Here is a 24,546-nt window from a genome sequence, read left to right as displayed (position 1 = left end):
GACGCGAGCGTCTTCTAATGCTACGTTCATCTCGTGGGAAAGTCATGCCGTCCGAGCTCCGTTCGCCCCGTCTCGCTGTCCTGATTGATGCCGACAATGCTTCGGCAAAGATCGCCGATGGACTGTTCGAGGAGATTGCCAAGATCGGCGAGGCCAGCGTTCGCCGCATCTACGGCGATTTCTCCAATGCCAGGTCGAGGGGCTGGGCCGATATCCTGTCGAAACACGCCATCATCCCGCAGCAGCAGTTCGCCTATACGACAGGGAAGAATGCGTCCGACATCACCTTGGTCATCGACGCGATGGATCTGCTTCACAGCGGCCGGTTCGACGGCTTTTGCCTGGTGTCGTCGGACAGCGATTTCACCCGTCTCGCGGCCCGCATCCGGGAGCAGGGCGTCGACGTCTTCGGGTTCGGCGAGCAGAAGACACCGGAAAGTTTTCGGCAGGCCTGCCGAAGGTTCGTCTACACCGAGAACCTGCTTGCCGGCGCGGCGAGCAATCAGGACACTGCCTCGAGGTCGCCGCTACTTCAACCCCCTGACGCAGCCATCCCCATGATCAAGAAAGTCATCGCCCAGATGGAAAGCGAAGACGGATGGGTTTCTCTCGGGGAAGTCGGAAAAGGGCTTACCAACCTCGCCCCCGATTTCGATTCGAGAACCTACGGCTCCCGCAAGCTGAGCGACCTCGTGCGAAAGACGAATTCGTTCGAGATCGATGAATCGAAGGGGCGGTTGATACGAATTCGGGTCAAGCCCGCTGCCGCACCACCGCCAAGAAGGCGGAACCCGCGCAGACCTGCAAAGTCGGTCACGGCAGGCGGTTCGGCGCCTAAAGCGTAAGCAGGGCGTGCCGTTATATTTGAGCTTGCCCGGTTTGGCGCAGGGCGTAACCATCGCTTGGCCTTAACGCCACGCGAGGGTCCAGATGACCAAACTCACCCGCTTCGCCGTCGCACCACTGCATGAAATGACACGGCGTCTGGCCGATGTCGCCTCGGCGCGTGTCGCGCCGGACCTCGTCATATCCGGCGCGCGGGTGCTCTCGACCTATTCGGAGCGCATCCATTCGGGGCGCGAGGTCTGGATCACGGGTGGCCGGATAGCTGCGGTGAAGCCGGCCGGGACGGCGAAGAAGGCCTGGAGCAATGTTCCGCTTTACGACGCCGCCGGCGGCATCATCGCGCCGGGGCTGGTTGACCCGCACATCCATATCGAATCCTCGATGGTGACGGCCTGCGCCTATGCCGAGGCGGCACTGCTCAACGGCACCACCACGATCTTCTGCGACAGCCACGAGATCGGCAACGTGATGGACGTTGCCGGCGTCGAGGCGATGCTGGAGGACGCGCGTGAGGCGCCGCTGTCGATCTTCCTGACTGTGCCGAGCACGGTGCCGGCGACCTCGGCGGAACTGGAGACCGCGGGCGGCGACCTCACGCCGGACAAGATCGCCGGCCTGTTCGACCGCTGGCCGGAGGCAGTCGGGCTCGGCGAGAAGATGGATTTCGTGCCTGTCACCATGGGCGATGAGCGAAGCCACGCCATCCTCGCCGCCGCCCTGAAGCGCGGGCGCCCGGTGTCCGGCCATGTCTATGGCCGCGACTTCGTTGCGGCCTATGCGGCGTCCGGCGTCACCGACACCCATGAGGCGATCGACCGCGACATCGCCGACGATTTGCTCGACGCCGGGGTCTGGGTGTTCCTGCGCGGGGGACCGCCGACCACGCCATGGCACTCGCTGCCGCAGGCGATCCGCACCATCACCAAGCTCGGCGCTTCGCACAAGCGCACGGCCGTGTGCACCGACGACCGCGACGCCGATGATCTCCTGCTGTTCGGCCTCGACTGGGTGGTGCGCGAAGCCGTGAAGGCGGGGGTGTCGCCCGAGCAGGCCTGGTCGATGGGCTCCCTGCATGGCGCGACGCGCTTCAACATGGACAGCGATATCGGCGGGCTCGGCGGCGGGCGCCGCGCCGATCTGGTGCTGATGGACGACGATCTGAAACCGCAATGCACCTGGTATGGCGGCGATCTCGTGGTCGAGAACCGCAAGATCACGCCGAAGCTCGATCAGGCGCTGTCGCAGCGCTATCAATACCCGAAGGCGGCCTATGCGACCGTGAAGCTGCCCGAGAAGGTCAAGCTGACGCCGGCGCTTCCGGCGAAAGCCTGCATCGTCAACGCGATCAAGACGGCGCTGCCCGGCATCACGCTGATCCACGAGAAGATCGCGCTCGAGCCCGCAAAAGACTGGCCCTCACTGTTCGCCCGCTACGGCCTGTGCTTCGTCACGGTGGTCGAGCGTCACGGCAAATCCGCCGGCAACGTCGCCTACGGCCTGTTGAAGGATTTTGGCCTGAAGCGCGGGGCGGTGGCCTCCAGCGTCGGGCACGACAGCCATAACATCATCGTTGCAGGAACCAACGAGGCCGACATGCAGGTGGCGATCTCGGCCATCAAGGAGCACCAGGGCGCCGTCTGTGTCGTCGCCGACGGCAAGGTGAGGGCGCTGGTGGCGCTGCCGATCGCTGGGCTCTTGTCCGACAAGCGCGTCACGGAGGTGGCCGAGGAGGTCAAGGTCTTGAAGAAGGAATGGGCGGAGGCGGGCTGCACCATCCCCTACATGGGCTTCAATCTGATTCCGCTATCGGTCATTCCGGAAATTCGCATCACCGACAAGGGCCTCGTGCTGGTGCCGCAGATGGAGCTGGCGCCGCTGTTCGAGTGATCGCTTTCACGCGTGTCTCGACCTAACTGACTGAAGCCGCCGCGATTTTTCCACGGCTGCCGCATCGTGGAAAATAAAATCGATCTCGTTGAGTGCAGCCCTCGCGGGCCCGATGATCTCGCTCGAGCCAATGCAACTCAAGCGAGGTCCGATATGGCGAAGATGCGAGCCATCGATGCTGCCGTGCGAATTCTGGAGAAGGAAGGCATCTCGACGGCCTTCGGCGTTCCCGGGGCCGCGATCAATCCGCTTTATTCGGCGCTGAAGAAGCGCGGCTCGATCCGCCATATCCTGGCGCGCCATGTCGAGGGCGCCTCGCACATGGCCGAGGGCTACACGCGGGCCAAGGCCGGCAATATCGGCATCTGCATCGGAACCTCGGGGCCGGCGGGCACCGACATGATCACCGGGCTCTATTCGGCGATCGCCGATTCCATCCCGATCCTGTGCATCACCGGGCAGGCGCCGCGGGCGCGACTCTACAAGGAAGATTTCCAGGCCGTCGACATCGAGTCGATCGCAAAGCCCGTGACTAAATGGGCGGTGACGGTGCGCGAGCCGGCACTGGTGCCCCGCGTGTTCAGCCAAGCGTTTCATGTGATGCGCTCGGGCAGGCCCGGCCCGGTCCTGATCGACATGCCGCTCGACGTGCAGCTCGCCGAGATCGAGTTCGACGACGAGACCTATGAGCCGCTGCCGGTCTACAAGCCGACCGCCACGCGCAAGCAGGTCGAGAAGGCACTGGAGATGCTCAACGCGGCCGAACGGCCGCTGATCGTCGCGGGCGGCGGCGTCATCAATGCCGACGCGTCCGACCTTCTGGTCGAGTTTGCCGAGATCACCAACGTGCCGGTCGTGCCGACGCTGATGGGGTGGGGAGCCATCCCCGACGACCACGTGCTGATGGCCGGCATGGTCGGTCTTCAGACCAGCCACCGCTACGGCAATGCCACCATGCTCGAATCCGATTTCGTGCTGGGCATCGGCAACCGCTGGGCCAACCGCCACACCGGCTCGGTCGAGACCTACACCAAGGGTCGCACCTTCGTGCATGTCGACATCGAGCCGACCCAGATCGGGCGCGTGTTCAATCCCGATCTCGGCATCGTCTCGGACGCGAAGGCCGCTCTCGAACTGTTCGTCGCCGTCGCCAGGGAGTGGCGCCGGTCAGGCAGGTTGCGCGAGCGCCAGGCGTGGCCAGCGGCGTGCCGCGATCGCAAGAAGACAATGTTGCGCAAGAGCCATTTCGACAACGTCCCGATCAAGCCCCAGCGCGTCTATGAGGAGATGAACAAGGCGTTCGACCGCGACACCACCTATGTCACCGTGATCGGCCTGTCGCAGATCGCCGGCGCGCAGTTCTTGGGCGTCTACAAGCCGCGCAACTGGATCAATGCCGGGCAGGCGGGACCACTCGGCTGGACGCTACCCGCGGCGCTCGGCGTCCGCGCGGCGTGTCCGGATCGCGATATCGTCGCGCTCTCGGGCGACTACGATTTCCAGTTTCTCATCGAAGAGCTCGCGGTCGGGGCGCAATTCAATCTGCCCTACATCCACGTCGTCGTGAACAATTCCTATCTCGGCCTGATCCGCCAGGCACAGCGCGGCTTCGACATGGACTATCACGTCCAGCTCTCCTTCGAGAACATCAACGCGCCCGAGCTCGGCGGCTACGGCGTCGATCACGTTGCCGTCGCTGAGGGGCTCGGCTGCAAGGCGATCCGCGTCACCGATCCCAAGGACGCGCAGGCCGCGTTCGCGACCGCGCGCGAATTGATGGCGAAGCACCGCGTGCCCGTGGTGGTCGAATTCATCCTCGAACGCGTCACCAACATCGCGATGGGCACCGAGATCGACAACATCGTCGAATTCGAGGAGGTGCTGGATCTGCCGCTCGACGAGGTCGCGACAGTGCGGCCCGGCGTGCTGCAGCCAGCGGAATAGGGAGCAGCATCATGCCGAAATTTGCCGCCAATCTCACCATGCTCTTCAACGAAATGCCGTTCGTGGACCGCTTCGCCGCGGCCAAAGCGGCGGGCTTCGGCGGGGTCGAGTACCTCTTCCCTTATGATTTCGACAAGGCGCAGCTGCGCGAGCAACTCGACAGCCATGGGCTGACACAGGTGCTGCACAATCTGCCGGCCGGCAATTGGGCGGCGGGCGAGCGCGGCATCGCGATCCTGCCGGATCGTGTCAGCGAGTTCCGGGACGGCGTGTTTCGCGCCATCGACTATGCCAAGGCGCTCGATTGCGAGCAGCTCAACTGTCTCGTCGGCATCGCGCCTGTCGATGCCGATCCGCGCGAGCTCAACGAGACGCTGGTCGGGAATTTGCGCTTCGCCGCCTCGACGCTGGCGCGGGAGAACATCAAGCTTCTGGTCGAGCCGATCAATACGCTCGACATTCCCGGCTTCTTCCTCAACGGCACCGAGCAGGCCCTGCAGCTGATCTCCGAGGTGCGCTCCAACAATCTGTTTGTCCAATACGATATCTATCACATGCAGATCATGGAGGGCGATCTCGCCCGTACGATGCAGGAATATCTCCCGCAGATCGCGCACATCCAGCTCGCCGACAATCCCGGTCGCCACGAGCCTGGCACCGGCGAGATCAACTATCCCTTCCTGTTCCGCCATCTCGACGCGATCGGGTATCGCGGCTGGATCGGTTGCGAATACAAGCCGCGCACCACCACGGTGGAAGGCCTGTCCTGGCACGCCGCGCAGACTTTCGAGACCTGAGGAAACGTAGACATGATCGACATCGGCTTCATCGGACTTGGTACCATGGGACGGCCGATGGCCGGCCATCTTCTGGCCGCAGGCCATCGCGTTCTCCTGCACGATGTCGGGCCGGTCGCACCCGAGCTGATCGCCGGCGGCGGCGTTGTCGGCAAGTCAGGCAAGGAGGTCGCGGAGGAGGCGGATGCGGTCATCATCATGGTGCCGGATACGCCGCATGTGGAGGCCGTGCTGTTCGGCAAGGACGGTGTCGCGGGCGGCATTTCCAAGGGCAAGATCGTGGTCGACATGAGCTCGATCTCGCCGCTGGCGACCAAGGAGTTCGCCAAGAAGATCGAGGCACTCGGCGCGGATTATCTCGACGCACCGGTGTCGGGCGGGGAGGTCGGGGCCAAGGCGGCAAGCCTCACCATCATGGTCGGTGGCCCCGAGCGCGCCTTCAACACCATGAAGCCGATCTTCGACCGGATGGGAAAGAACGTCACCCGCGTCGGCGCCAATGGCGATGGCCAGACGACGAAGGTCGCCAATCAGATCATCGTCGCGTTGACGATCGAGGCGGTCAGCGAAGCGCTGCTGTTCGCTTCGAAAGCCGGCGCGGATCCGGCGCTGGTGCGGCAGGCCCTGATGGGCGGCTTTGCGTCGTCGCGGATTCTGGAAGTGCATGGCGAGCGCATGGTGAAGCGCAATTTCGATCCCGGCTTCCGCATCGAGTTGCACCAGAAGGATCTCAACCTCGCGCTTGAAGGCGCCCGCGCGCTCGGCCTGTCGCTGCCGAGCACGGCGGTGGCGCAGCAATTGTTCTCGTCCTGCACCGCCCATGGCGGGAAGGGTTGGGATCACTCGGCGATGGTGCGGGCGCTGGAACTGATGGCAGGGCACGAGATCGCTGCGGCATGAGTGTTACGCAGTAACACTCTCCGGATTTGGCGCGTCTTTGGTCACATGGGAACCGGAACAATGGTCCACCTCCGCGGTTGAAGGCGCAGAACAATCACTGGAGAGTGTGGACATGAAAACCCGTCTTGCAATTTCGTTGGCTGCCGTGTCGCTGCTCGCGTCGAGCGCAGCCTTTGCCCAGTCGACGACCGAACAGGGCGCCAGAGACGGCGCGCGCGCAGGTGGCGATATCGGCGGTCCGGTTGGCGCAATGGTCGGCGGCACCGTCGGTGCAGCCGTCGGCGCCGGTCTGGAAATTCCGAATGCTGTTCTGGGAGGAATCCCGCGCAGTGATTCCGTCGTCGTCGAGGAGCGCGTCGTGGTCGGCGAGCCGCTGCCCCCGACCGTGGTGCTGCGCCCCGTGCCAAACTACACCGAGTATCGCTATGCGGTCGTGAATGATCGCCGCGTGATCGTCGAGCCGCGCACGCGTCGCGTCGTCAAGATCATCGACTGATCGATCGGAGCGTGAGCTTTGAAGAGACGGGCCCTGCGGAGCGTCACTCCGCGGGGCCTTGGCTCGACAGGGCCGAATTTGCGCGAAACCGCGTCATGGCCCAATCGGCGATGGCCGCCAGCGCGAAGCCGATGCATGTGGTGCCGGCATCCACCAGAAAGTCCTCCAGCCGCGCATGCCGTCCCGGTGCCCAGAATTGCATCAGTTCGAGCAGGCCGATCAGCACCACAGCGATGGCCGTGGTCGACAGCCGGCGGCGCGGATAGGCGAGGCCGAAGGCTAGTCCCACCAGGACGAAAGCAAGGGCGTGTTCGCCGTCCTGGCCAAGGTCGGAATGGGGCCGCAGGCCAGGCGGGCCGAGGGTTGCAAAGGCGACGGCGGCGGCAAGCAGCCAGGCAGAGGAGCGAACCAAAATGGACATCCTCACCGCTTAGCACGGATTGCAGCAGCTTGCCGAGGCGCCGGGATCAGATCGCCGTGTAGTTAATGACGAAACGTTAAAGTGGCTCGCGAACGCCAAGGCCGTGCATGAAGCGTTCCCGTATCTGCACGGGATCGCGTCGGGTGGCGCCGACGCCGGGCTTGTCATCAATACGGACGGCGATCAGGCTGGGCTCGGACGCCGACATGGCTTCCTCGACCAGACGCTCGAAATCCTCCTCGTCCGCGGCCCAGGCGCTGTTGGCAAGCCCGGAGCCGGTCGCGATGGCGACGATGTCAGCCACGTTCGCGGCCGGTGTCGGCTGTGCGCCGGTGATCTGATAGATGCCGTTGTCCATCACGATCATGATGAGGTTCTTCGGCTTCAACGCCGCGATCGTCGAGAGCGCGCCGAGCTGCATCAGCAGCGAGCCGTCGCCTTCGAGCGCAAAGACGCGCCGGTCCGGCTGCGCCAGCGCCACGCCCAGCGCGATCGGGAAGGCGAGCCCCATGCTGCCGAGCATGTAGAAATTCTGCGGACGGTGGCCGGCGGCCCAGAGGTCGAAATTGGTGTTGCCGATGCCGCCGATCACGGCTTCCTCGCGCTCGAGTTTCGCGATCAGGCGCGAGGTGACGTCGAAGCGGTTCATCACTTTGGTGTTGCGCGCGTCTGTATCCATTTGGGCCGGCCTCACTTGTCGAAGACCTTGCCGCCCGTGAGCAGCGGGTTAAGGATCAGCGCCACCGGCGCCTGCGTCGTCACGGCCTGCTTGATCGAACGGTCGGCAATGAATTCGAGCTCGTCGAGCCGGGTGATGGTGTGGTGCTCCAGTGCCAGCGAATCCAGCACCGGACGCATGGTGCGGCAGACCAGTGACTGGCCGTAATTGAACTCGCCGAGCGTGCCGCGCTCGGACACGAACATGATCAGCGGGATCTGGTAGGGCACCGCGAGCGAGGCCAGCACGTTGGCGAGCGTCGCAAAGCCGGAGGTCTGCATCAACACCGCGCCTCGTCGTCCGCCCATCCATGCGCCCGAGACGATGCCGACGGCCTCCTCCTCGCGGGCGGTGGCAAAGGTGGTGAAGAAGGGATCGGCGTGCAGATTCTTGATCAGCGGCGTCAGCACGCGATCGGGGACGTAAGGGACGAGGCTGATCTCGTTCCGCTTCAGGGTTTGCAGGACGATGCCGTGCCAGCTCTTGTCACTGGAGGTCTGCGCCGCCTCGGACGAGGTATGTTGCTCCGCAATCGGCATTGCGTTCTCCCTTCGGCCGCGCATGCTTCTTGGTCTTTGTCGTTGTCTTGGCCGTCGCGGCGGTCTGCCGAACTTGACGCAGGCAGCGGGATTGTCAACATGTCCGGGCTGCACCGTGATCTGCGCCAGGCGGCCTGCCGCGGCCGGCGGCGCCGTGTCATAAGCGGCAATAACAAGAGAACGGAGGAACGCATGGAAGGAGCGCGCGCCGCGCTGGCCCTGCGGATCTCCAGGAGAGAGCCGGAAGGGTCCTGATGTCCGTCAACAGCAAGCGCGTCTTCTACGTCAAGTATCTGGCCAACCCGATCTATATCGACATCCTGAAGGCGCGACCCGACGTCCGGCTCGATCGCATCGAGAACGAGACCCTCGAAGACGTTTACGCGCCGATCATCGGTGCCGCTCATGTTTACCAGATCGGCGCCGCCCGGGACGAACTCGCCCCGCATTTCCACGTCGATGCCGCCTTCCTGAAGCGCACGCCGAACCTGTTGCTGGTCTCGAGCAATGGTGCAGGCTTCGACCCCGTCGACGTCGAGGCGTGCACCGATGCGGGCGTGCTGGTCGTCAACCAGTCCGGCGGCAATGCCCATTCCGTCGCCGAGCATGCGCTGGCGATGATGTTGACGCTGTCTAAGCGCATCATTCAGTCGGACCGCCGGCTGCGCCGCGAGCGCGACGTCAACCGCAACGAGCTCGTCGGCAACGAGGTCGAACACAAGACGGTCGGCATCATCGGCCTCGGCAATGTCGGCCGTCGCATCGCCGCGTTGTGCCAGGGTCTGCTCGGCATGAAGGTGCTGGCCTACGATCCTTACCTCACCGCCGAGGTGATGGCCAAGCGGGGCGGAGAGAAGGTGGAGCTCGACGAGCTCTTGCGCCGCGCCGATTTCGTCTCGATCTCCTGCCCGCTTAACAAGGGCAGCCGCAACATGATCAGCGTGCGCGAGTTCGCGTTGATGCAGCCGCATGCGTACTTTATCACCACGGCGCGCGGTTTCATTCACGACGAGGACGCGTTGCTCCAGGCGTTGCGCGACAAGCGCATTGCGGGCGCCGGTCTCGACGTCTGGTCGAAGGAGCCGCCGCCGCCGGAGCATCCGCTGCTCCAGCTCGACAACGTGCTGGCGAGCCCGCATACTGCGGGCGTCACGATCGAGGCGCGGCAGAACATGGGCCGCATCGCCGCTGAGCAGGTGCTGCAGACGCTCGACGGCAAGCGCCCGCCGCGCATCATCAATCCCGAGGTCTGGCCACGTTACGCGGAGCGCTTCAAACAGGCGTTTGGTGTGACGCCGGCGTAGTCAGCAGGCGCTTTTGTCCTTCCTGGGGCGACTCTCCTGCTGCCCAATGATCGGCGGACGGGAACCGCGCCCGACTTTGATCCGCGTCAAAATCCCCCTCCCGCAATCCGGCTAAATGGGATTAGATTGAGCGCCGCCGGGGCAGGCAGGAGGTCCCATGTCAACTTATGTGGTCAGGTTCATGAAGGACGTGCTCGGCCAGTACGGCCGGCAGATCGAGGTGTGCCAGGGCACGCTCGAGATCGACGCTTCCGACGAGGACGAAGCCAGAGAGCGGGCGAAGGCGAGGTTTTGCGAGGACCAGGCGTTGCACCACTGGTCGTTGCATGCCGACCGCATCCAGGTCAGACCGGCTGACTTTCCGTCATGAGGGCCTAGCGGCCGGGCGCCGTGACGGGCGGTGGTGCGGTGACGCCGGCGCCGAGCGACCGCTGCACCATGACGGTGTCGGACCAGTGCCCGTGGCGATAGGCGACACCGCAGAGCAGGCCGGCGCGCGCGAAGCCGAATTTTTCGTGCAGCGCCAGCGAAGGCGCATTGTCGGCATCGATATAGCCGATCATCTGGCGGAAGCCGGCCGCCGCGCAGGCGTCGATCATGTCCTGGAGCAAAAGCCGTCCCACACCGCGACCGAGATGCGCGTGGTGGACGTAGATCGAATGCTTGGCCGTATAGCGATACGCCGGGCGCTTGCGAAACAGCACGGCGTAGGCATAGCCGACGACTTCCCCGCGATAGGTCGCGACCAGATGCGGCAGGCGGGTCTGCTTCAAGTTCTTGCGCCGGTCGCGCAGATCGTCCAGCTCCGGCGCGCCGGTTCCCTCGACATCGCGTGGCACCCCGTTACGGACGTGATGGCGATAGATCGCCAGCATCGCCTCGATATCATTCTCGCGTGAGGGCCGGACCAGGACCGGCTCGTCATCCGCGCGCAGTGCGGCTGTTTCGTTCATCGGCATCTACTCGGCAACGACGTAGGTATAAAGCCCGATGCGGCCTTGGGCGTCGACCTCTTTGTAGACGCCCTGGATCTCGACATCGAAGCCGGGGAACGTGTTGAAGCAGGTCTCGAACATCTTGAGGTAGTCGACCATGGGCTTGGCGCGCTCCGTCAGTCGCTCGCCGGGCACGATGGTGGCGATGCCGGGCGGATAGACCACGAATGGCGTGGTGGCGATGCGGCCCGTGATCGCTTCGATCGGTAGATAGTCGACATCGTTGCGAAACAGGTAGCGGGCGGCTTCGCGAGGCGACATCGCGATGTCAGGCATGTGCTCGGGCATGAACTGCCGGGCCTGGAGTGCGCTGACGTCGGCAGCGCGGAAGAAACGGTGCATCTCGCCGCAGACATCGCGCAGCCGCACGCCGGCATAGCGCGCCTGCCGCCGCTGGCAGAACTCCGGGATGACGTCCGCAAGCAGCGCATTGTCGTCATGCAGCCGCTTGAATGCGACGAGACCGGAGATCAGCGTGCCCGCCTTGCTTGCCTCGACGCCCGGGGTGAGCAGGAAGAGCAGCGAGTTGAGGTCGTTCTTCTCGGGGACGATGCGGTTCTCGCGCAGATATTGCGCGACGACCGGGGCGGGGATGCCGTGCTCGACATAGGCGCCGGTGGTGCGATCGAAGCCGGGCGTGAGCAGCGTCAGCTTGTTCGGATCGGTCATGGCAAAGCCCTCACTGAGGCCAGGGAAGCCATGCCAGGCGCTGTCGGGGGAGAGCTGCCACAGCGCGGGGTTGGTGGCGAGCTCATCGGTCGAGAGCGTTTCCCAGGCGACATTGTGCGCAGCACCGGGACGGCTGACATCGGGAATCGCGACGCGATCGGGGACGAAGGGTTCGAAGAACCAGCCCCGGTCCGGATTCTGCTCCTTCTCCTCGAACTCCCGGCGCATCGCGCGGATTTTCTTGCGCAGCTCGATGCCGAGCCGAATCGTGTCGTCCCACAGGACTTCGCCGGAGCGGCCCTTCATCATCTGTGCGCCGACGTCGAGCGAGGCGAACAGCGGGTAGAATGGCGACGTGGAAGCGTGCTGCATGAAACTTTCGTTGAAGCGGCGGTGCTCGACGCGCCGCTTCTGGCCGCGGATGTGACGATCCTTGATGTGGATTTGGGAGGCCTGCGAGAAGCTCGCGAGCTGTTTGTGGGTCGATTGCGTCGCGATGATGCCGGGTGCCTCGGGGGAAAGGTTCGCCAGTCCCATGGCGAAGCGGCCGGCATAGAGCGGGTGGAACTTCATGAAGCCGGCCCAGGCCTCGTCGAACAGGATGTACTCACAGAGATGGCCGATGCGCTTCAAGATCATTTCGGCGCTGTGGATGGTGCCGTCATAGGTGCACTGCTCGACCACGGCAACGCGGAACGGCCGTTCCTTGCGCCAAGCGTCCTTGTCCGTCACCAAGGGATGATTGCGGATCGCCTCGCGCAAGGTTTTCTCGTCGAGCATGTCCCACCGCATCGGGCCGATCAGGCCCCAGGCATTGCGGATGGTCGGCACGTAGACCGGGACGCCGCCATTGATCATCAGCGCGCCATGATGGGCGGGCTTTGTGATTGTTGCGGTCGAACAGCACGAGATCGCCGTCGGTGACGAGAGCGCCGAGCGCAACCTTGTTCGAGGTCGAGGTTCCGTTGAGCACGAAATAGGTCTTTTCCGCACCAAAGATCTGGGCAGCTTCCTTCTGTGCCTTCAACGCCGGTCCTTCATGGGTGAGGAGGTCGCCGAGGTCGAGCACGGAATTGTCGAGATCGTCGCGGAATACGGACTCACCGAGATGTTCGACGAACACCCGTCCAATCGGGCTGCGGTTGTAGAACACGCCGCCATTGTGGCCCGGGCAGGTCCAGAGCTGGTTGCCCTCCTCGGCATAGTCGACCAGCGCGCCGAAGAAGGGCGTCTTCAACGTCTCCGCATATTGCTTCAGACGGCTGATCAGGTTCTTGGCGATGAAGGTCGGTGTCTCCTCGGACAGGAAGACATAACCGTCGATGAAGTCGAGCACCTCGACTGGGAGATCCTCGAACCGTTTGCGCCGGATCAGGAGGATGATCGGGAAATCGAGGCCGCGTCGCCGCATCAAATTGATCAGCGCCGAGGTCTTGCCCTCCAGGCCCTTCTTGCCCCAGTCCACCACCATGCAACCGATCGCGGCATCGGTCTGCACCGCCATCTCCGCGTCCTCCAGCTTGCGGGCGCGAACGACCTCGAAGCCGGAGCGCTGGATCTCCTCGATGATCTGGTTGAAGCGGACACCTTCGAGGTCGTCGGCGTCGAACACAGGTGCGGCGAACAGAAAGTTGAAGCGCTTGAAATAGTCCATGTCATGTCCCGAATGTGCGAGAGAAACAGCTCTCGACACATTCGATGACAGTTCGATGACAGTCGCCGACCGAGCGGGGCAGTGTGACGGCGCGATCAGTCTAAGAGCTTGTCCAGAGTGATCGGGAAGCGGCGGATGCGCTTGCCGGTGGCGTGATAGACGGCGTTCGCGATCGCGGCGGGGACGCCGACGATGCCGATCTCGCCCAGTCCCTTGATGCCGAGCTTGTTGATACGATCGTCCGGCTCGTCGACGAAGATCACGTCGATGTCGTAAACATCCGCATTCACCGGGATATGGTACTCGGCGATGTTCGCGTTCATGATCCGGCCGAAGCGGTGGTCCATCACCGTCTCCTCGTGCAGGGCCATCCCGATTCCCCAGACCACGCTGCCCATGATCTGGCTGCGGCCAGTCTTGGTGTTGAGAATCCGCCCGGCCGCGACGGCGCTCACGACCCGCGTGACGCGGATGACGCCCAGCTCTTCGTCCACTTTGACCTCGGCGAACACGGCCGAATGGGTATTGCGCGCGTGCTTCTTGTCCTCCTCGAACTGATTGAGCTTTTCCTTCTCGATGCGCTCGATGCCGCCATGGCGCATCGCGTCGGCGATCGAGACCGCGCGGCTGTTGTCGCTGGCCCCCGCAATGCTGCCGTCCTTCAGCACCGTATCGGCCAACTCGGTGTCGGCGAGCGGCGAGCCTGGCATCTTCCCGGCCAAGCGTAACAGCTCCTTGCGCACCTCCTCGGCGGCTGCGAGCACCGCATGTGCGCTCGAGGCGGCCATCCAGGAACCACCCTCGACCGGCGCCTGCGGCAGACTGGAATCGGCGAGCCGGACGCTGATGTTCTCGATCGGCAGGCCGAGTGCGTCGGCTGCGACCTGCGCGACAATGGTGTAGGTGCCGGTGCCGATGTCGGATGCGGCGCAGGACACCTCGGCATGTCCGTTCGATGTCAGCGCGATACGGACGGCGACCGGCATCTGCAATGCTTCCCACACGCCGGTGGCCATGCCCCAGCCGACCAGATCCTTGCCGTCGCGCATCGAGCGCGGCGCAGGATTGCGTCTGCTCCAGCCGAAGGCGTCCGCGCCGCGCGCGTAGCATTCGCGCAACTGCTTGCTGGTGTAGGGCAGGTTTTCGCTCTGGTCGCGATCCGAATAGCATTTCAGCCGCAGTTCGACCGGGTCGAGCTTGAGCGCGACGGCGAGCTCGTCCATGGCGCATTCGAGCGCGCAGACGCCCGATGCCGCCCCCGGTGCGCGCATGTCGGAGGGCGTGGAGACGTCGAGGTGAACCAGCTTGTGGGAGAAGCGGCTGTTCGGGCTCTTGTAGAGCTGTTCGGCCCAGCCGGTATCGTTGCGTGCAAAATCTTCGTAGCGCGAGGTGACGGCAATGGCCTCGTGCGTAACCGCATCGAGCGTGCCATCGGATTTTGCGCCGAGCGCGACGCGTTCGATTGTCATCGGCCGGTAGCCGAGCCCGTACATCTGCTGCCGCGTCAGCACGACGCGAACGGACCGCTTCAGCGCGAGCGCGCCAAGCGTTGCCAACACCACCTGATATTGCGGCCGCAAGCCGGAGCCGAAGGCGCCGCCGACGTAGGGCGAGACCACGCGAATGTCATCCGGCTTCTTGTCGAACACGCCGCATAGAAACTTGTGGACGTTCTGGACGCCTTGGGTCTTGTCGTAGATCGTGAGCTTGCCATTGCTCTCCCAGACCGCCGTGGTCGCATAGAGCTCCATCGGGTTGTGATGCTCGGTCGGGATGACGTAGTCCGCCTCGTGGCGCACATCGGCTCCCGCAAGGGCGGCTGCGGCGTCGCCCCGCGGCTTATGCGGCTTGTCCTTCTCGGCGGCGTTGCTGCGCTCGCCTTCGAGGTCGGTCGCAAAGCCACGCTGCTCATATTCGACCCGCACGAGCGTGGCTGCGAATTTCGCGGTTTCCCAGTCCTCCGCGACGACAAGTGCGATCGGCTGGCTGTTGAACTTGATCGTGTCATCATAAAGCGGACGGAAAGGCGAGCCTTTCTCGGGCGCCACCTCGTCCTTCCACGGCTCGACCTTGTCAGCCAGCGGCGGACGGTTGGCGTGCGTGAGCACGTCGAGCACGCCCTCGACCTGCAGCGCCTCACTGGTGTCGAGGCGGGCAATGCGCCCGCATGGAATGGTGGCCTCGACGACGAAGCCATGGAGCAGCTTGTCCGCCGGAAATTCGCCGGCGTATTTGGCGGCCCCGGTGACCTTGGCCCGTCCGTCGACACGCGACGTTGGCGTTCCGACATAAGCGTTCATAGGGTCCTCACGCGATCTTCTTGTGGGCCTGGGATTGCGGCGTGGCGTTCGTCGCCTGTGTCAGCGTCCGCACGATGGCGCGGCGTGCGAGCTCGACCTTGAAGCCGTTATGTGAGCGGGTCGTTGCTCCCTGGAGCAGGACATCCGCGGCGTGCGAGAAGTGATCGGGCGTCGCGGCCTGGCCGCGCAGCGCCGCTTCGGCTTCGAGGCTGCGCCAGGGCTTGTGAGCCACGCCGCCGAGCGCCAGGCGTGCCCCGCTGATCGCGTTGCCCTCCAATTCGAGCGCGGCGGCAACCGAGACCAGAGCAAAAGCATAGGACATCCGGTCGCGAATTTTCAGATAGCTGTAGTTTTGAGCAAAACCGCGCGGCGGCAGTTCGATCGCCGTGATGATCTCGCCGGTGCCGAGGCTGGTATCGACATGAGGCTTATCGCCGGGCAGCCGATGGAAATCGGTCACCGCGACGGCGCGTTCGCCGGAGGGACCCGCGATGTGCACGAGCGCACCGAGTGCGGCCAGCGCCACGCTCATGTCGGAGGGATTGGTCGCGATGCAGGATGCGCTCGTGCCCAGGATCGCATGGTTGCGGTTCAGGCCGTCCATCGCCGAGCAGCCGCTGCCGGGATGGCGCTTGTTGCAGGGCGTGGCCGTGTCATAGAAATAGGCGCAACGCGTTCGCTGCATCAGATTGCCGCCAACGGAGGCCATGTTGCGCAATTGCGCCGAGGCGCCGGCCAGGATGGCGCTGGCGAGCAGGGGATAGCGCTGCTCGATCAATGGATGGTAGGCGAGGTCCGAGTTCGGCACCAAGGCGCCGATGCGCAAGGACCCGTCCGCCGTCTCCTCGACCTTGCGGAGCGGCAGGCGGGAAATGTCGATCAGCCGGGTGGGGCGCTCGACATTCTCTTTCATCAGGTCGATCAAATTGGTGCCGCCGGCAATCAGCTTGGCGCCGGGATCGGCGAGCAGGCGAATCGCGTCGGCGACATCAGTGGCCCGGGCGTACTGGAAGTTGTTCATGGCTGGCCCATTGCTTGCTGGATGGCGGCGACGATGTTCGGATAGGCTCCGCAGCGGCAGAGGTTTCCGCTCATCAGCTCCCGGATCTCGTCGGCATCCCGGGCACGGCCTTCGACGAGCAGTCCGGCCGCCGAGCATATCTGTCCAGGCGTGCAATAGCCGCACTGGAAGGCGTCGTGGTCGATGAAAGCCTGTTGCAGGGGATGCAGCGCGCCGTCGGTGGCAAGGCCTTCGATGGTTGTGATCTCCGCGCCGTCCTTCATGACGGCGAGCGTGAGGCAGGAATTGACGCGCCGGCCGTCCACCAGCACCGTGCAGGCGCCACACTGACCGTGGTCGCAGCCCTTCTTGGTGCCGCTCAGCGCAAGATGGTCGCGCAAGGCGTCGAGCAGCGTAGTCCACGGCACGAGATCGAGCGTGTGACTGACGCCGTTGACGACAAGACGGATCGGAATGCGTTCGGAAATCTGATGCGTGACATCGCCCATGTCCTGCTCCCTGCGACGGCGACCGTGCCGGACGTCAGCCGTGTTGACGCGGGGGCACGCCTCCGCCGGCCAATAGCGCCCAACGGACCACCGACCGGTTGGTTCCTTTGATTCCCTTGCCTGCAGTTCGCGTTTCCGAGCGGTTGCGGTCAGCGCTTTGCTTCGCCGAACACCACATTCGGCACGGCGCGGTTGACAACCTCGCGCAGCGCGAAGCTCGATTGCACCCGAGCCACGCGCGGCAGGCGCGACAGCTCCATGCGGTGGATGCGCTCGAAATCCTGGATGTCGCGGGCGAGCACGATCAGGATGTAGTCATCGGTCCCTGACATTAGGAAGCAGCGCACGACGGACGGGCATTTCACCACCTCCGCCTCGAACGCCTTCAACGCCTCGTCGCTCTGGCTTTCCAACGCGATACGGACCAGCACCGTGGTCGTGAGACCGAATTGCGCGAGGTCGAGCGTGGCCTGATAGGCCTGGATGTAGCCGTTGTCCTCGAGCACCTTCTGCCGCCGTGCGAGCGCGGTGCTGGACAGGCCAACCTTGTTGGCGAGCTCGGTGTGGCTGGCCCGCGCATTGGTTGTGAGTTCCGCGAGGATAGCGAGATCTTTCCGGTCCAGGGCCAAAGTTTCGTTTCCAGCGTGAAAGGGCGTTTGCGCGCCGGAAACCGGCGCAGGGAGGCCAAAGCTAGCGGATATTTGCACGAAACCAAACCGGGCACGTCGCTACGATCTTGGGGTGAATCAAAAGGAGGCCCGGGATGCGCGTCGGTGTGCCCAAGGAAATCAAAGTGCAGGAATATCGCGTCGGGCTCACCCCGGGTGCGGTCCGCGAATATGTCGCCGCGGGGCACGAGGTGACGATCGAGACCGGTGCGGGCGACGGCATCGGCGCCTCCGACGAAGTCTACCGGCGGGCAGGGGCCATCATTGCCGAGAGCGCGCGCGACATCCTCGCGAAGTCCGAGATGATCGTGAAGGTGAAGGAGCCCCAGAAAAGCGAGTGGGCCCAGCTCCGCGAAAGCCAGATCCTCTTTACCTATCTCCATCTCGCGCCGGATCCCGAACAGGCCAGGGGTTTGCTCGCCTCCGGCTGTACTGCGATCGCCTATGAAACCGTCACCGACGCGGCCGGTCACCTCCCCCTGCTTGCGCCGATGAGCGAAGTCGCCGGCCGCCTCGCCATCGAGGCTGCCGGCGCCGCGCTCAAGCGCTCGGCCGGCGGCCGCGGGCTGCTGCTCGGCGGCGTTCCCGGCGTGCAGCCGGCGCGGGTCGTCGTGCTCGGCGGCGGCGTAGTGGGAACGCAAGCCGCGCGCATGGCCGCGGGCCTTGGCGCCGAAGTCACCGTGATCGACCGTTCGATTCCTCGGTTGCGGGAGCTTGATGATCTCTTTGCCGGGCGCGTGCGCACCCGCTTCTCCACCATCGAGTCGGTCGAGGAGGAGGTGTTCGCTGCCGACGTCGTGATCGGCGCGGTGCTGGTGCCGGGCGCGAGCGCGCCCAAGCTCGTCACGCGTGCGATGCTGACATCGATGCGACCGGGCGCCGTGCTGGTCGACGTCGCGATCGATCAGGGCGGCTGCTTCGAGACCTCGTACCCGACCACGCATGCCGATCCGACCTATGTGGTTGACGGCGTCGTGCATTACTGCGTGGCAAATATGCCCGGGGCAGTGCCGGTGACGTCGAGCCAGGCGCTGAACAACGCGACGCTACCCTTCGGCTTGATGCTCGCGAACAAGGGTTTTGCTGCGGTGTTGGAAAATCCACATCTGCGCAACGGGCTGAATGTGCATCGCGGCCGCATCACCAACAAGGCGGTGGCGGAGAGCCTCGGGCTGGAGTTTGCTCCGGTGGAGAGTGGGCTGGCGGCATAGCGTTGCTGCTCATACTGGCTTGCGATGGCGGCTGCCGAGCGCGGCCTCGATGGTCTCGGGCTTCTCGATGCGCGCGATCAGCATGTCGATGCGGTCGCCGCCCCAGAACAACTCGCCGTTAAACACCATGGTCGGCACGCCGAATACGCCGAGCGCTTCGGCCTCGTCGATGATGCGGTCATGCTCGGCGCGTGCGGGGCCATGGACGTAGGCTTCGAACTCACTGGCTGAGCCACCGCAGGACGTGATGACGTCAGTGATTGCGGCGAGATCGTCGATCTCGAGCTGATGGCTCCAGAACCGACGAAACACCGTGTCGTGATACGGATGGAAGAAGCCGTGCTGTTGGGCGAACAGCATGCCGACGCTGGAATAGAACGCGTCGTAGATCCGCCGGGGCCCTTTCATGACGAGGCCCTGCGCATTGGCATAGCGCCGCGCGTCCATATAGGCGTAGCGCACCTTGCGCCAGAAATGCGGCGTGCGCTCTTCCACGGTCCCCATGAATTCGGCAACGCGCAGCGTATAGGGCAGCCATTCGAGCTCGACGCCGTGCGTCTCCTGCAGTTCGAACAGGCGCTTGTTGGCCACGAACGCGTAGGGGCTCTTGTAGTCGGTGTAGACGCGCACGCGGGGGCTTGGCATTGGCAGATTCCTTTCATACGCGCGGCGATACCTGCTCGCCGGGGCGCCGGTGTCCAAATAGGCCGGAAGAAGAAAACTATTGCCCCGGGTCCGCCCGGCGGAAGGAGTTTCCCCTCCGGGAGGCAAAAAAGCCAATCGCTTCCATTGCTGTTTGGGGTCGAAACGACGACATTTCCGTGAGAAATTGATGGATTGACTGCTATGGAACGCACCAGGTTTGAGCCTTTCGGCGAGCAATTAGTGTCCGCAACGGACACGCAGCCGCGCTCGCGCGGGTCAAAGCTGCTGCTGCGGGTTGGCACCGGCCTGTTCTGGTCGCTGGTCGCCGGCATCGTGCTGGCGCGTGCGGCCTTCTTCGAGCCCGGCGTCTACGACGGCTTCAGCCGCGTCGCCTCGCTGGCCAAGAGCCTGATCTTCTAAGGCGCGCCTGATCTCCTGAGCTGGATTATTCCGGGCTGAGGATATAACTTACCTTGGCCCTGATATATCGAAAACTTATTTCCCAATCGGGTGGCGCTGCGTATAAATCCTTCTCCTCTGGGAGAGATTTGTGTCGCAGAATCAAGCATCCAGCCCGGCCGACGCCAAGCCGACCACGGCCACAGGCCGCATCGTCGCGCTGATTCCCGGGATTCTCCTCTGCATCGCCGTGGCCGGCGTTTCGGCCCTGCTCGAACGGGCGGAATTGGGTGTCTTCGAGCATCCCTATGTCGAGGCGCTGGTGATGGCGATCTTGCTCGGCATGGCCGTGCGCAGCTTCTGGAAGCCCGCGCCGCGCTGGCAGTCCGGCATCGCCTTCAGCGCCAAGCAGCTGCTCGAAGTCGCCGTCATGCTGCTGGGGGCCTCGATCAGCTTTGCTGCTATCGCGGCGTCCGGCGTCGCGCTGTTGGCATCGATCGCGGCGGTCGTCGTGATCGCACTCAGCGTCTCCTTCGGCATCAGCCGCCTGCTTGGTCTCTCGACGCGGCTCTCGATCCTGATCGCCTGCGGCAACTCGATCTGCGGCAACTCGGCGATCGCGGCGGTGGCGCCGATCATCGGAGCCACCAATGACGAGATCGCGTCCTCGATCTCCTTTACCGCGATCCTCGGCGTGATGATGGTGCTCGGCCTGCCGCTGCTGATTCCGCTGCTGCAGCTATCGGCCACGCAATACGGCATCCTCGCGGGCCTCACCGTCTATGCCGTGCCGCAGGTGCTGGCCGCGACGGTGCCGGCGGGGCTCGTCTCGACGCAGATCGGCACGCTCGTCAAGCTGATGCGCGTGCTGATGCTCGGGCCGGTCGTCGTCGGCCTCTCGCTGACGGCCTCGCGTTGGCACAGCGACGCCAAGAAGACCAATGTCGGCTTCTTTCGCCTGGTCCCGTGGTTCATCCTCGGCTTCCTTGCGCTCGCGACCCTGCGCTCGCTCGAGATCGTGCCGTCCACGGTGGTTGCCCCGATTACGCGGATCACGGGTTTTCTCACGGTGGTGTCGATGGCCGCGCTTGGCCTCGGCGTCGATGTGAAGGTGCTGGCCAATGTCGGGGGACGGGTGACGGCCGCCGTGACGCTGTCGTTGATGCTGCTGCTCGGCATCAGCATCGCGCTGGTGCATTGGTTCAAGTGAGTGCGGCTGGCTGTAGCCGCGAACTCCTCTTCCTTCTCCCCTTTCGCAAGGGGAGAAGGGAAGTAAGACGGTAAGCGTCGAGAATCCCTAAATCACATCCGCGAGCGAATGCCCGTGCAGCTCGATGTTCAGCCCCTGCATGCCCATGTCGTTGAGCTCGCCGCCCATCGCCTTGATGCTTTCCTCGCGGATCAGCGACATCAGTCCGCGGCGCAGCGCCAAAAACTCCGACGACATCATCATCGACTGCTGCCGCGGCCGCTCCAGCGGGATCGGAATCTCCGCCTTGATCGAGCCGGGGCGTGCGGTCATGCAGTAGACGCGGTCGGACAGGAAGATCGCCTCGTCGATGTCGTGGGTGACGAACAGCACCGAGATCTTCAGCCGCTGCCACATGTTGGTGAGGATCTGCTGCATGATGACGCGGGTCTGCGCGTCGAGCGCGCCGAAGGGCTCGTCCAGCAGCAACACTTTGGGGCCAGTCGCGAGCGCGCGGACGATGCCCACGCGCTGCTTCATGCCACCCGAGAGTTTCTCGGGGTAATGCTTTTCGAAGGCTTCGAGGCCCGCGAGTCCCAGCAGCGTGCGTGCGGCGCGCTCGCGCTGCGACCGCGGCATGCCGCGCATCTTCAGGCCGAACTCGACGTTCTCCCGCACCGTCTTCCAGGGAAACAGCGAATATTGCTGAAACACCATGCCGCGCTCGGCACTAGGGCCGTTCACCTTCTCGCCGTCGACGGTGACGATGCCTGTGGTCGGCTTGAGGAAGCCGGCGACCGCGTTGAGCAGCGTCGACTTTCCGCAGCCGGAGGGACCGACGATCGAGACGAACTCGCCGGGCTTCACATGAATCTGCGTATCGGTGACGGCTTCGACTGGCCCCTCGATGCTGTCGTAGCTGAGGGAGAAGTTTTTGACCTCGATATGGCCCTGCGGTGCCTTGACAACGATCTCACTCATCTTGACCTCCACGGCATCACCAATTGTCCGGCCCCCCGGATCAGCATGCTCGATCCGAGGCCGAGCACGCCGATCGCGATCATGCCAAGCGCGATGTCGGCATACTGAACCAGCGAATAGGCCTCCCAGGTGAAATAGCCGATGCCGTACTGCCCCGAGATCATCTCGGCGGCGATCAGCGACACCCAGGCCACGCCCATGCCGACGGTGAGGCCGGTGAAGATGTGCGGGAGCGAGGCCGGAAAATACACATCGCGGAAGATCGAGCGCTCCCGCGCACCGAGACATTGCGCGGCGCGCACCAGCACGGGGTCAACCAGCGACATGCCATGCAGCGTGTTGACCAGGATCGGGAAGAACGAGCCGAGGAACGTGATGTAGACGATGCTCTGCTCGTTGGTTGGCCACAGCATGATGGCCATCGGCACCCAGGCGATCGCCGGGATCGGCCGCAGCACCTCGGCCACGGGGAAGATGATCTCGTGGACGAGCTTGAAGCGGCCCATGATCAGGCCGAGCGGCACCGCGACGATTGCCGCGAGCGAGAAGCCGAAGAAGATACGCCGGCAGCTCAAGAGGACGTGCAGCAGGAATTTCGGATCGTGGATCGCCTTGGTGAAGCTCGCATACACAGCGAGCGGCGAGGGAACGTTGATGAAGCGCACGAAGAACACGACGCGATAGGTCGTGAGCAAATGCCACACCAGCAGAAAGGCGAGCAGTGAGATCAGCCCGATCGCGGTCGCGCGCAGCCCGCCCCGGTTGAGCCGGTACCAGCGCAGTGCGAGCGTCCCGAAGGAGGGTGGGGACGCGGGTGAAGTGGAGGCGGGCATGGCGCTTGCCTCCGCGATTGCACGTGCCGGCATGCTGTCCTCGGAATGTCTGAGGAGGGCGGGACTGCTCACGTCTTGCCCCCGCCGACCGCCGCCTTCACCGCGTCGTCGAAGCCGAGCACCTTGCCGCTGATCTTGATGGCATAGGCTTCGGCGTCCTTCTTCAGCAGGAATGGCGCAACCTCACCATTGCCGACCGCGAAGAAAGCCTGGTCGGCGAACAGCTTGATGCCGCGGGTAGTATCGAAGACGTAGGCGACGTTGATCTTCTTGCCCTTGGCCTTGTAGTCGGCGTAGGCGCCGAGCGTGCAACTGGCCGACGAGAAGGGCATGATGCCTGAATCGTCGATCCAGACCTCGCCGGCCTTGCGCGGGTCGGAGATCGGTTTCTTGCAGAAGGAATCGTCGCCGGAGATCTCGTAGTTGCTGGCGCTCGCGAGCCGCGCGTCGTAGTCGAGCTTCATCTCGGCATAGGCTTTGCGGATGTAGCTGTCGTCGACCCACTTCTTCGGATCGAACTCCTTCATCCGGCCAAGGTTCTGCAGCACCTTGACGTCGGCCGCGGCGGCGTCGATCAGCGCCGGCTTGATCGAGGGATCGGTCGTCATGTTGCCGCTGGGGCCGAGGAAGATGTAGACGACCTCCTTGTTGATGCCAGTCCATTCCTGGATTTTCTCGGCGGCGAGCTTGGGATCGTCGCGCAGCCACTGATTGGCGGCGATCAGCGCCTTGAAGTAGGCAACAACAACTTCGGGGTATTTCTCGGCGAAATCGGTGCGCACGACGATGCCGTGGAAAGTCGGCAGATTGGTCTCGACGCCGTCAAAGATCTTTCGCGCAAAACCGCGGAACGGCAGCAGCTCGGCGAACGGAACGAAGTCGGCATGCGCGTCGATCTTCTTCTCCTGGAGATTGGTCGAGCCGACCTCCGGGCTCTGGCTGACCAGCTGGAAGAAATCCGACGCATAGCCGCGGTCCTGCATCGCCTTCAGCACCATGCCGTGCGCGGCCGATCCGAACGGCACGCTGACGAGCTTGCCTTTGAGATCGGCGAGATCGTAGTAGGGTGAATCCTTGTGAACGACGATGCCATTGCCGGAGCCTGACAGGCTGTAGGCGGCGATGCCGATCAGCCGGCTCTTGCTCTCCGGATTGCTGTCGAAAGTGAAGCCGTTCACGATCAGCGGATAGTCGCCCATCATGCCGATCTGCAGCTTGTTCGCCATCATCGCGTTGGTAACGGGCGGACCGGAGGTGAAATTCTGCCACTCCAGCTCGAACTTGATGTTGGCGTATTTGCCGTCCTTCGGCAGATATTTTTCGAGGAGATGGAGCTGGCGGATGACGACGCCGGCGGTCACCGTGTTGGTCGTGGTGTCCTGCGTTCCGATACCGAGCGTGACAGTTTCCGCCGCGGCCGGCTGCGCGAGGAGAAGCGCCAGCGACGTCACCGACATCGCGATCGAGAGCGTGGGAAGATGGCGGACCATTCTCATCCTCATTCGGTTGGATGTGCTGTGGTTGCCATGATTGGGTGAGGGCGAGGGCAGGGCAAATCCGGAATGAGCGCCACAGTCGATTAGTTGCCGGGAAAAGTTGATTGCATACTCCTTGGGCAGTCCTGCACTATAAAGCCGCTTG

At 64.0% G+C, this 24,546-nt stretch carries 23 protein-coding genes and 1 pseudogene; 11 read left to right on the top strand and 13 right to left on the bottom strand.

All coding sequences use genetic code 11. The annotated features are described in order from the left end of the window. Positions 1-44: 44 nt before the first annotated feature. The 6 genes from C7G41_RS09870 (at position 45) to C7G41_RS09845 (ending at position 6,870) form a co-directional block, all read left to right on the top strand. Positions 45-845, top strand: a complete 801-nt coding sequence (locus tag C7G41_RS09870; protein WP_106942391.1) for an NYN domain-containing protein — start codon at positions 45-47, stop codon at positions 843-845. An 85-nt stretch (positions 846-930) separates the two neighbouring features. Then, the gene (locus C7G41_RS09865) at positions 931-2,733 is read left to right on the top strand and encodes an adenine deaminase (RefSeq protein WP_106942390.1); all 1,803 of its coding nucleotides are present in this window, start codon (positions 931-933) and stop codon (positions 2,731-2,733) included. Between the two features lie 153 nt (positions 2,734-2,886). Continuing rightward, on the top strand, positions 2,887-4,677 hold the full coding sequence (gene gcl, locus C7G41_RS09860; RefSeq protein ID WP_106942389.1) for a glyoxylate carboligase: 1,791 nt from the start codon (positions 2,887-2,889) through the stop codon (positions 4,675-4,677). Positions 4,678-4,688: 11 nt separating this feature from the next. Then, entirely contained in the window at positions 4,689-5,474 is a 786-nt protein-coding gene (hyi, locus tag C7G41_RS09855; protein WP_106942388.1) for a hydroxypyruvate isomerase, read from the top strand. A 12-nt stretch (positions 5,475-5,486) separates the two neighbouring features. Then, positions 5,487-6,374, top strand: a complete 888-nt coding sequence (locus tag C7G41_RS09850; RefSeq protein WP_106942387.1) for a 2-hydroxy-3-oxopropionate reductase — start codon at positions 5,487-5,489, stop codon at positions 6,372-6,374. A 112-nt stretch (positions 6,375-6,486) separates the two neighbouring features. Continuing rightward, positions 6,487-6,870, top strand: a complete 384-nt coding sequence (locus C7G41_RS09845; RefSeq protein ID WP_106942386.1) for a DUF1236 domain-containing protein — start codon at positions 6,487-6,489, stop codon at positions 6,868-6,870. Positions 6,871-6,913: 43 nt separating this feature from the next. On the opposite strand, the gene C7G41_RS09840 is transcribed toward C7G41_RS09845, so the two are convergent. The 3 genes from C7G41_RS09840 to C7G41_RS09830 all read right to left on the bottom strand — a co-directional run bounded on the left by C7G41_RS09840 (position 6,914) and on the right by C7G41_RS09830 (position 8,548). Continuing rightward, entirely contained in the window at positions 6,914-7,291 is a 378-nt protein-coding gene (locus tag C7G41_RS09840) for a VanZ family protein (protein WP_106942385.1), read from the bottom strand. A gap of 76 nt (positions 7,292-7,367) precedes the next feature. Further along, on the bottom strand, positions 7,368-7,970 hold the full coding sequence (locus C7G41_RS09835; RefSeq protein ID WP_106942384.1) for a thiamine pyrophosphate-dependent enzyme: 603 nt from the start codon (positions 7,968-7,970) through the stop codon (positions 7,368-7,370). Between the two features lie 11 nt (positions 7,971-7,981). Next, positions 7,982-8,548, bottom strand: a complete 567-nt coding sequence (locus C7G41_RS09830; RefSeq protein ID WP_106942383.1) for a thiamine pyrophosphate-binding protein — start codon at positions 8,546-8,548, stop codon at positions 7,982-7,984. A 254-nt stretch (positions 8,549-8,802) separates the two neighbouring features. Between C7G41_RS09830 and C7G41_RS09825 the strand changes: the two genes are divergently transcribed. Together C7G41_RS09825 and C7G41_RS37715 are read left to right on the top strand one after the other, a co-directional pair. Then, positions 8,803-9,852 (top strand): hydroxyacid dehydrogenase, encoded by a 1,050-nt coding sequence (locus C7G41_RS09825; RefSeq protein WP_106942382.1) that lies wholly within the window; start codon positions 8,803-8,805, stop codon positions 9,850-9,852. A 157-nt stretch (positions 9,853-10,009) separates the two neighbouring features. Next, positions 10,010-10,222, top strand: a complete 213-nt coding sequence (locus C7G41_RS37715) for a hypothetical protein (protein WP_007608382.1) — start codon at positions 10,010-10,012, stop codon at positions 10,220-10,222. A 4-nt stretch (positions 10,223-10,226) separates the two neighbouring features. Here the strand turns inward: C7G41_RS37715 and C7G41_RS09815 are convergent, their stop codons facing one another. The 6 genes and pseudogenes from C7G41_RS09815 to C7G41_RS09790 all read right to left on the bottom strand — a co-directional run bounded on the left by C7G41_RS09815 (position 10,227) and on the right by C7G41_RS09790 (position 17,608). Then, positions 10,227-10,805, bottom strand: coding sequence for a GNAT family N-acetyltransferase (locus tag C7G41_RS09815; protein ID WP_199198287.1), 579 nt, complete (start codon positions 10,803-10,805; stop codon positions 10,227-10,229). A gap of 6 nt (positions 10,806-10,811) precedes the next feature. Beyond that, positions 10,812-13,170 (bottom strand): annotated as a pseudogene (locus tag C7G41_RS09810) (Orn/Lys/Arg decarboxylase N-terminal domain-containing protein). A gap of 95 nt (positions 13,171-13,265) precedes the next feature. Next, on the bottom strand, positions 13,266-15,470 hold the full coding sequence (locus tag C7G41_RS09805; protein WP_106942380.1) for a xanthine dehydrogenase family protein molybdopterin-binding subunit: 2,205 nt from the start codon (positions 15,468-15,470) through the stop codon (positions 13,266-13,268). A 7-nt stretch (positions 15,471-15,477) separates the two neighbouring features. Then, on the bottom strand, positions 15,478-16,491 hold the full coding sequence (locus C7G41_RS09800) for a xanthine dehydrogenase family protein subunit M (protein ID WP_106942379.1): 1,014 nt from the start codon (positions 16,489-16,491) through the stop codon (positions 15,478-15,480). Beyond that, positions 16,488-16,979: a (2Fe-2S)-binding protein gene (locus tag C7G41_RS09795; RefSeq protein ID WP_199198286.1), complete on the bottom strand. Its 492-nt coding sequence runs from the start codon at positions 16,977-16,979 to the stop codon at positions 16,488-16,490. The genes C7G41_RS09800 and C7G41_RS09795 overlap by 4 nt, the downstream gene beginning before the upstream one ends. A 149-nt stretch (positions 16,980-17,128) precedes the next feature. After that, on the bottom strand, positions 17,129-17,608 hold the full coding sequence (locus C7G41_RS09790) for an Lrp/AsnC family transcriptional regulator (protein ID WP_199198285.1): 480 nt from the start codon (positions 17,606-17,608) through the stop codon (positions 17,129-17,131). Between the two features lie 134 nt (positions 17,609-17,742). On the opposite strand from C7G41_RS09790, the gene ald reads away from it, so the two are divergent. Beyond that, a complete protein-coding gene (ald, locus tag C7G41_RS09785) occupies positions 17,743-18,858 on the top strand; it encodes an alanine dehydrogenase (protein WP_106942376.1) in 1,116 nt (371 codons plus the stop codon). Between the two features lie 9 nt (positions 18,859-18,867). On the opposite strand, the gene C7G41_RS09780 is transcribed toward ald, so the two are convergent. Continuing rightward, positions 18,868-19,503 (bottom strand): 2-hydroxychromene-2-carboxylate isomerase, encoded by a 636-nt coding sequence (locus C7G41_RS09780; protein WP_106942375.1) that lies wholly within the window; start codon positions 19,501-19,503, stop codon positions 18,868-18,870. Between the two features lie 240 nt (positions 19,504-19,743). On the opposite strand from C7G41_RS09780, the gene C7G41_RS09775 reads away from it, so the two are divergent. Beyond that, positions 19,744-19,923, top strand: a complete 180-nt coding sequence (locus tag C7G41_RS09775; RefSeq protein WP_231171117.1) for a hypothetical protein — start codon at positions 19,744-19,746, stop codon at positions 19,921-19,923. A gap of 130 nt (positions 19,924-20,053) precedes the next feature. Continuing rightward, a complete protein-coding gene (locus C7G41_RS09770) occupies positions 20,054-21,112 on the top strand; it encodes a YeiH family protein (RefSeq protein WP_106942374.1) in 1,059 nt (352 codons plus the stop codon). 87 nt (positions 21,113-21,199) lie between these two features. On the opposite strand, the gene C7G41_RS09765 is transcribed toward C7G41_RS09770, so the two are convergent. From C7G41_RS09765 to C7G41_RS09755, 3 genes are read right to left on the bottom strand one after another with little or no spacing between them, the layout of a single operon-like run. Further along, positions 21,200-22,072, bottom strand: a complete 873-nt coding sequence (locus C7G41_RS09765) for an ABC transporter ATP-binding protein (RefSeq protein ID WP_027517023.1) — start codon at positions 22,070-22,072, stop codon at positions 21,200-21,202. Next, complete coding sequence (locus C7G41_RS09760) at positions 22,069-22,977, bottom strand: ABC transporter permease (protein WP_106942373.1); 909 nt, start codon at positions 22,975-22,977, stop codon at positions 22,069-22,071. Before C7G41_RS09760 ends, C7G41_RS09765 begins: the two co-directional genes overlap by 4 nt. Then, on the bottom strand, positions 22,974-24,395 hold the full coding sequence (locus C7G41_RS09755; RefSeq protein ID WP_199198283.1) for an ABC transporter substrate-binding protein: 1,422 nt from the start codon (positions 24,393-24,395) through the stop codon (positions 22,974-22,976). Before C7G41_RS09755 ends, C7G41_RS09760 begins: the two co-directional genes overlap by 4 nt. Positions 24,396-24,546 lie beyond the last annotated feature (151 nt).

The sequence above is a fragment of the Bradyrhizobium sp. MOS002 genome, assembly GCF_003020115.1.
Lineage (GTDB): Bacteria > Pseudomonadota > Alphaproteobacteria > Rhizobiales > Xanthobacteraceae > Bradyrhizobium.
This window is presented reverse-complemented; position numbering and strand designations above follow the sequence as displayed.